The sequence below is a fragment of the Roseateles sp. P5_E11 genome (assembly GCF_054049355.1).
Map to the genome: position 1 here is coordinate 1 of NZ_JBFUMO010000371.1, position 5,865 is coordinate 5,865.

The 5,865-nt window shown below is 64.6% G+C and carries 8 protein-coding genes; 3 read left to right on the forward strand and 5 right to left on the reverse strand.

Translation table 11 applies throughout. From position 1 onward, the window contains the following. Nucleotides 1–11 precede the first annotated feature (11 nt). Nucleotides 12–119, forward strand: a complete 108-nt coding sequence (locus ACXJKR_RS22130) for a hypothetical protein (RefSeq protein ID WP_457324652.1) — start codon at nucleotides 12–14, stop codon at nucleotides 117–119. Nucleotides 120–441: 322 nt separating this feature from the next. Further along, complete coding sequence (gene rsgA / locus ACXJKR_RS22135; protein ID WP_457324647.1) at nucleotides 442–1,512, forward strand: ribosome small subunit-dependent GTPase A; 1,071 nt, start codon at nucleotides 442–444, stop codon at nucleotides 1,510–1,512. Nucleotides 1,513–1,742: 230 nt separating this feature from the next. On the opposite strand, the gene ACXJKR_RS22140 is transcribed toward rsgA, so the two are convergent. The 5 genes from ACXJKR_RS22140 to ACXJKR_RS22160 form a co-directional block, all read right to left on the reverse strand. After that, on the reverse strand, nucleotides 1,743–3,074 hold the full coding sequence (locus ACXJKR_RS22140) for an MBL fold metallo-hydrolase (RefSeq protein WP_457324648.1): 1,332 nt from the start codon (nucleotides 3,072–3,074) through the stop codon (nucleotides 1,743–1,745). 188 nt (nucleotides 3,075–3,262) lie between these two features. Continuing rightward, nucleotides 3,263–3,418: a DUF3096 domain-containing protein gene (locus ACXJKR_RS22145; protein ID WP_082532451.1), complete on the reverse strand. Its 156-nt coding sequence runs from the start codon at nucleotides 3,416–3,418 to the stop codon at nucleotides 3,263–3,265. Between the two features lie 155 nt (nucleotides 3,419–3,573). After that, the gene (locus tag ACXJKR_RS22150) at nucleotides 3,574–3,882 is read right to left on the reverse strand and encodes a luciferase domain-containing protein (protein ID WP_235531859.1); all 309 of its coding nucleotides are present in this window, start codon (nucleotides 3,880–3,882) and stop codon (nucleotides 3,574–3,576) included. Between the two features lie 290 nt (nucleotides 3,883–4,172). Then, nucleotides 4,173–4,622 (reverse strand): DUF5990 family protein, encoded by a 450-nt coding sequence (locus ACXJKR_RS22155; protein ID WP_457324649.1) that lies wholly within the window; start codon nucleotides 4,620–4,622, stop codon nucleotides 4,173–4,175. Further along, nucleotides 4,619–5,155: a CbrC family protein gene (locus tag ACXJKR_RS22160; protein WP_457324650.1), complete on the reverse strand. Its 537-nt coding sequence runs from the start codon at nucleotides 5,153–5,155 to the stop codon at nucleotides 4,619–4,621. The genes ACXJKR_RS22155 and ACXJKR_RS22160 overlap by 4 nt, the downstream gene beginning before the upstream one ends. Nucleotides 5,156–5,254: 99 nt before the next feature. Between ACXJKR_RS22160 and ACXJKR_RS22165 the strand changes: the two genes are divergently transcribed. Next, a partial coding sequence (locus ACXJKR_RS22165; RefSeq protein WP_457324651.1) for a plasmid replication/partition related protein occupies nucleotides 5,255–5,865 on the forward strand: 611 nt, incomplete at its 3' end.

Genomic DNA, 5,865 nt, shown 5'->3' on the forward strand with positions numbered 1-5,865 from the left:
TCAATGGCGAGGTGCTGCGCGAAGGCGCCCAACTGGGCCCCGACCACGTGCTGGAGCTGATCCGCCCGCGCGAGCTGGTGTTCAGGTTCAGGGGCCACCGCTACCGACAACMGGTGTAGGGGCACCGACGCCGCCACGTCGCTGGCAAAGCAACAGCATGCCTGCAGCACCATGCATCGCCATTGACGCGTACCGCACGCCACAGGCAGACTGGCGGCCTTCATCAATCAGCCCGCAAAGGAGAAGACCATGGAACAAGCAGATCGTGTCGCCCTCCTCCTGCCGGCTGCCTGAGCGCCCAGCACCACTGAGTTCGAACTCGCGTTCGGACTGACYTCGCGTCCACCGCGGGTCCATTGATCGCCGCAACAGCGCGGCCGGCTTCCCACCTGTTGCTCCGCGCCACCGTGCGCGGACGAAGCCCACTTTCAATGGACTCCCATGATCGAATTCGATTTCGAGACGCTGCACGCCCTCGGGCTCACCCCCGCCATCGCGAGCCGTGCGGTACAACTTCCTCAACCCCATGACGAACCCGGCCTGCGCCTGGCCCGCGTGGTGGAGGCGCAGCGCGACTGCTTCACGCTGCATGACGGCTACACCGAGCTGTTTGCTCGCGCGCTGCCCCGGCTGGTGCAGCAGCTGCAGGCCCAGGTTCAACAGCTGACCATCGGCGACTGGGTCGGCGTTCACATCGACGCGCACGGCCAGGCCTGGATCGCCGACCGGGTCGAGCCCGTCACGCAGATCGCACGCCGCGCCAACGACGGGCGCCGCCAGCCGCTCGCGAGCAACGTCGACGCGGCGCTGCTCGTGATGGGGCTGGACGCCGACTTCAACGCGCGCCGCATGGAGCGCTACATTGCGATGGTGCGCGCCTGCGGCGTGGTGCCGGTCGTCGTGCTCACCAAGCTCGATATCGCGCCGCAAGCGCAGGCACGCATCGCCGAGATGTATGCCCGCCTGCCCGCGACCGTGCCGGTGCTACCGGTCAACGCGCTGACGCGCCAGGCCAGCACCGAGATCGGCCCTTGGCTGCATGCGGGCCAGACCCTCGTGCTGCTCGGCTCCTCGGGGGCCGGCAAGTCCACGCTCATCAACACCCTGGCCAATGCCGGCCAGGCCACGGGCGGCGTGCGCCAGGGCGACGGCCGCGGCCGCCACACGACGACGGCGCGCTCGCTGCACCGCTGCGTGCAAGGCGGCTGCATCATCGACACGCCGGGCCTGCGCACCTTCCGGCCCGATGCTGACGCCAGCACGCTCGCCGCCACCTTCGAGGACGTGCAGGCGCTCGCGCAGCAATGCCGGTTCCGCGATTGCTGCCACGAGAACGAACCTGGTTGCGCGGTGCGCGCGCGCGTCGACGCGGACCGGCTCGACAACTACAAGAAGCTGATGCGCGACGCCCAGCGCGGCGAATTGACGGCGCTGGAGCGCATTGCGCAGCGCAGCAAGTGGAAGAAGATCGGCAAGGCGGGTAGCCAGCGTCCAAAGGAGAAGAGGGCTTGAGGGGCTCGAGCAGGACAGTGGCTTGGCAATGCCAGCATCTCATGCAGATGAACGAGGCGGGGCAATCGGCCAGATGCCAAGTTCAGGGTGGATGCTGCCTTCGCGTTGGACAGCCGGCCGGCAACTCTCGACCCATCGGCGACCTCCGATCGCTAGAAGGCGTTCCGACCCGAGAAGAACGCAATCATTTGCGCAGACTGCTCTGGTCTGCATCGACGGTGGCACGCGTGCTAGTGGGACATAGCCGTCGAATCGCGAGTCATTCGCCATGTCGGATCGAAGGGGTGGTCTCGCCTGGCACCTCGCGTGAGGCCAACGGCATCAGCGTGCTGGCCCGGTCCGAACTGGCGCAATGCGGCAAAGGTCTTCGCCCAGTCGCTCGGTGGCTGAAATCCTTCACCACAATCGTCACCGACGCTGGTGGAGGAAACGTGCGTGACGGCATCCAGCAGTGACTGACTAAATCGCTTTGTATCCGCAAATCCCAGTTTGTTCTTGACGTCGTGATTTGCAGCCGTGACGACGCCGTTCGACGACAGGATGTACTTGTCGAAATACTGCGTTTGCGCTACGAGCGAAACCTTCTGGCCATCCAGATACCCTTTGAGTGCGTCATCCTTGAATGGATACGGCATGCCCGACCAAAAAGCGTTGAACAGTCCATCCCAGTGGCTCGGCAGGTAAGTCTTCGGATGAATGACCGGGACAACCATTTCCGCCACCGGCTTTCCGCCTGTGCCGATCCATGCGTCGACCTTAGTGAGTCCGGCATCCGTCATTGCAGCGGCCAAGTTGCCAAGAGGTGGCCCGAAGTTCACACCGTCGACCACGATGTCCTTGTCCAGATCGAACGCGCTTGCCGAATTGCTGACGAAGAATGAGAGCTGGCCCTCGGGACTGTCCACCGTGAACAGGTAGGCCCTGTTACCGCCCCCGTTGGGGTAGTCCTCTCCACCGCCGGCGCGAAGGCCTCCGGACTTCGGGTCGGGAATCGGCGGTCGATACAGCTCTCGCGCAAAGTGCTGTATCGGATTGCTTGAGTCGCCGCTGTGGTTCCAGCGAACGACACGCATGGTGATGCCGTCGCCCAGTGAGATCTTTTCGCCGCCGCTGACGCTGCGGCATTGGGACCCGGCTACGCCTTGTGCTGCGGCTTGCATGCAAGTGGATGAGCCGCCAATCATCGGGGCGCCGGTCAGTTTCGCCCACGTGGGGGTGTCCCAACTGTGGTCCCAATGACTGTGGCCGACAACAAGCAGATCGAGCTTGTCAGTCCCCAGCATTGCATCGCGCACCTTGGTGATGGAGGCGACGTCGACGCCTGCCGGCTCCTTCGTGTAGGCATACACGTCATTTGYGTAGACCGGAGACGCCGTGAACAAGTTTTCGGGCAGACGGGAGATGTAGCCGTCCATGACGATGCGCTTGTCGCCGACCTTGAAATACCAATTGGCGATCGACATCCAGGTCATTTCCACCGACGGCGGCGCTGCGTTGGCGACCGACGAGAAGATCGCCGCAACAGCCGCAAAGGGCCCCCAGCTCACCAGCTTGTGCTTCATCAAACTTCTCCGGTGGGGCAGATAACCATCTCCAGACGTCGCAGATACGTCATTCGGGCATTTCGTGGGTGTTCATAGGCAGCGTGTATTCCTCGGCAATGCGCACTTCGACGCGGCTAGCCCCCCCGAAAGCAACCACTTCAACCGTCGGCTCCTGGCCGATCCGCGAAATTGGCAGTGAACCCCGCCTAACCCAGGTGCATCTGACCGGCGCCCACTAAGCCGATCAGCCCGATCACGATCAAGTAGATTGCGACGATGTAGTTGAGCAACCTGGGAACCACGAGGATCAGGATGCCGGCGAGCAGGGAGATGATCGGGGCAAGGCCGAGATGGAGATTCATAGAAATTTCCTTGGTTATCGCACGGCCTCGACGACAAGAGCATCGCCAAGCATGCACTTCAGCCTACCCGAAAGCTGCCGATCGTCAGCGGCGTCTCCTGGCCGATGCCGAGCATCCGCTCAGATCCCTGCAAGCTGAAACCGCCGTTGGACTGCTCATAGCTGCTCGATGGCGACCTTGACCAGTTCGGCGACACGCTCTGCCTCAGCATCGGTATGGAAGCGCACCTCGATCCAAGGCGAGGACGAAGAACGGGTCGGATGGTGAACGGAGCCGGCTGGATGGGAGAGACCCAACGCGCGGATGACCTTCTTTGTGAGTCTCAGGTCGAGTTCATGGTCGTCGTGGAAGTGCGCAAACTCCCTTCCCCTAAAGAATAGAGCTGTACCACCCGAGACAGGAGACGGTTCGGCAGCTAGTCCTTCGATAGAGACAAGCGACTGAAGCAGTTTCAGCTTGAGCATGTTCACGTGGTGCCGACATCGAAATTGCGTGGAGAGCCTACCTGAAAGCCGTCGTTCGCAACTGACTGCTCATGGCCGGGAGCGGGTCACCGACCCGGCATTCCCGGATGACAGCTACCGCGCTGCCCAACCACTTGCCGCACCCGAATCCGGCCTGCGCATGCCCATGCGACCGAAGTGCGCGTGACTGCTTCACATTGCATGACGGCCATACCAAGTTGTTTGCCCGAGGCCCGCGCGCTGGTTGGCTATCCGGTGACCGCTTGCCAGCCGACCTCTCTGGCGCCAGGTCAGGCCACCTGGCTCCACACCACCGCGTGCGGCTTCACCGAAGCGCAGATGGGGCCGCCATCGGCCATGGTGCCAAGGACACGGGCCTCGATGGCGCCCGCACTGGAAGCCAACACGGCCTCCACGACCTCGCGGGGAATGGAAGCCAGCTTCAACTTGGCGCGGCGCGTCCAGTTGGAGCCCGGCTGTCCCGCGAGAGTGCCCGAGTTGAGGTAGACGAAACGATCCGCGGGCGTGCCCTGAGCGAACTCGCCCAGGAAGTTGACTGACCCATCCGGCAAGGGCAACCCCAGGCGAAGCGACAACTCGAACTGGATCGTCTCGCCCCGCTCAGCCAACGGCGCCAGCAGTTCGGACTTGCCGCGCTGCATGGCGAAGCTGACGCCAGGCGGCGGATCGACGACGACGATCCGCATGCGAAGGCTGGGTGCAGCCAAGCGTTCGCTCACGAGCGATCCCACCCCAGCCGCACCACGCCGCAGTGCCGGCACACGAACTTGTAGAAGGCGTTGTCGCCCGCGGGCTCGTAGTCCGCGGTCGCGCGGGTCCAGTCCTTCTCGGTCAGCCCGTAATGTTGGCGCCAGTCCGCCTTGGTGGCCTCGCTCGCACGCTCCACGTCCTGCACCGACGCATCACCGCGGAACTCGCAGGCGTCGTTGCAATGAGCCAGCCACTCTTCCTGCTGCCAGGACGAGAAGCCCGGTGTCCTCAGGCTCACCTCGTCGACGATCTCCTGCGCCAGCCCCGCCTGCTGGAGCGGATGCGCGTCCGAAAAACTCGCGCCCAGCTTGCTCGCCGCCGAGCCATCCGCAATGCACCAGGGGCACAGCTTCTCGTCCAGATCGCTGGTCGCATAGACCGGCTGCACGTAGACGAAGCCGCGCGCCTGGCCGCAGCAGGCGCACTGGACCCGTCGCGGCTCGATGGCCCCGGTAGCCATCGGGTCGGGGTGGTAGCGGAAATGGGGAAGGTCGCTGTCCATCGGTACTCCGTGTGAGACTGGATTCTGGCTCGCCGCCCAGGCCCATGCTGAGGCTCTCTAGAATCCGCACCCTTTTGCCAGCTCCCTGCACCCGGCTCCATGGACATCGTCGTCAACGAAGAACTCAAGGCTTACATCGACCCATTGACGGCGGAGGAACACGAGGCCCTGGAGCGCAGCATCCTGGCCGAGGGCTGCCGCGATGCGCTGGTGCTGTGGGGCGACGTGCTGGTGGACGGGCACAACCGCTACGGCATCTGCAGCAAGCACGGGCTGCCCTTCCAGACGGTGCAGAACCCTCGCTTCAAGTCCATGGAGGACGTGCATCTGTGGATGATCGACCAGCACCTGGGCCGGCGCAGCATCTCGGACTTCCAGCGCGGCGTGCTGGCGCTGCGCAAGCGCGAGATCGTGGCCGAGCGGCGTGCGCGCAGCGCGGCTGTGGAAGCGGCTGAGCCCGTCGCCCAGGCAGCGGCACCGGCACCCGCCCAGGACGCCCTGCAAACGCGCGAGGCCCTGGCCAAGGCCGCGCGCCTGAGCAGCAACCAGGTGGTGATGATCGAGAAGATCCAGAAGCAGGCCACGCCCGAGGTGGTGGCCGCGGTGAAGGCCGGCGCGATCTCGATCAACGCGGCCGCGGCCGTCGCCACCTTGCCGGCCGAGGAGCAGGCAGCCGCTGCGGCGGCCGGTGCGCAAGAGCTCAAGCAGGC